This window comes from Burkholderia sp. Bp8963, assembly GCF_003854275.1.
Lineage (GTDB): Bacteria > Pseudomonadota > Gammaproteobacteria > Burkholderiales > Burkholderiaceae > Burkholderia.
Map to the genome: position 1 here is coordinate 1 of NZ_QTQP01000140.1, position 1461 is coordinate 1461.

At 63.4% G+C, this 1461-nt stretch carries 1 protein-coding gene; it reads left to right on the forward strand.

From position 1 onward, the window contains the following. The first annotated feature begins 231 nt into the window (after positions 1-231). Positions 232-1437: an IS110 family transposase gene (locus tag DID96_RS37675; RefSeq protein WP_185732503.1), complete on the forward strand. Its 1206-nt coding sequence runs from the start codon at positions 232-234 to the stop codon at positions 1435-1437. The last annotated feature ends 24 nt before the right edge of the window (positions 1438-1461 follow it).

Consider the following 1461-nt stretch of genomic DNA (forward strand, 5'->3'; position numbering starts at 1 on the left):
CCCCGTTACTATCTTCGCTCCCCGATAATCGGGGATTTGGCCAGCCAGGCCCGGCATGATTCCCGCCCCCAGTCGCTTCAATGATCCGGGGGGTGCTGTCACCGGGCCTGGTGGGTGGCTGGTGATCGCTGATAGGGGTTTGGCTGGGATTTCCCGACGCCGTCCGTAACGTGGATGCCGAGACTTGCCACCGTTGTTGCAGGCCAATCCGTTCACTCTGCTCACACTTCGATGCAAGACACTCAACAACATGACGCCGTCGATGTCTTCGTCGGCGTCGATGTCGGCAAAGGCCAGCATCACGCCGTCGCACTCGCTCGGAATGGCAAGCGTCTGTACAACAAGGCGCTTCCCAATGACGAGGCCAAGCTGCGCGCCCTCATTGCCGAACTCAAGACTCACGGCCGGCTCCTGTTCGTCGTCGACCAACCGTCCACCATTGGTGCGCTTCCGGTAGCCGTCGCCCGCGATGAAGGCGTGCTGGTCGCCTATCTGCCAGGGCTGGCCATGCGTCGCATCGCCGACCTGCATGCCGGCGAAGCCAAGACCGATGCCCGCGATGCTGCGATCATTGCCGAAGCCGCTCGCTCGATGCCGCATACGCTGCGCTCGCTTCGATTGGCTGACGAGCAACTCGCCGAGCTCACGATGCTGTGCGGCTTCGACGATGATCTAGCCGCCCAAGTCACCCAAACCAGCAACCGCATTCGCGGCCTGCTTACCCAGATCCATCCCGCGCTCGAGCGCGTTCTCGGACCACGCCTTGACCATCCGGCCGTGCTAGATCTGCTCGAGCGCTACCCGTCGCCAGCCGCGCTTGCAGCAACCAGCGAGAAGACGCTCGCCAACCGCCTGACCAAGCTCGCGCCCCGTATGGGCAAGAGCCTTGCAACCGAAATCGTTCAAGCACTGAGTGAACAGGCCGTGATCGTCCCCGGCACGCAAGCTGCCACCATCGTCATGCCGCGCTTGGCCCAGCAGCTTGCTGCCTTGCGCAAGCAGCGCGACGAAATCGCCGCCGAAGTTGAACGGCTGGTGCTTGCTCACCCTCTTTGGCCAGTCCTGACCAGCATGCCGGGAGTCGGCGTCAGGACCGCCGCCAGACTCCTGACCGAAGTCGCTCATAAAGCCTTCGCTTCGGCCGCCCACTTGGCGGCCTACGCTGGCCTCGCGCCGGTCACCCGGCGCTCAGGTTCATCGATACGTGGCGAGCATCCATCCAGACGCGGCAACAAGGTGCTCAAGCGAGCCTTGTTCCTATCCGCCTTTGCGGCCTTGCGAGACCCCATCTCACGGAGCTATTACGCACGCAAGGTCCAGCAGGGCAAACGCCACAACCAAGCGCTCATCGCGCTGGCACGGCGACGCTGCGACGTCCTGTTCGCCATGCTGCGCGACGGCACCATTTACCAACCCAAGTCAGCCCCTAACGCTTGACGAAAGACATAGGGGCACCCCCCC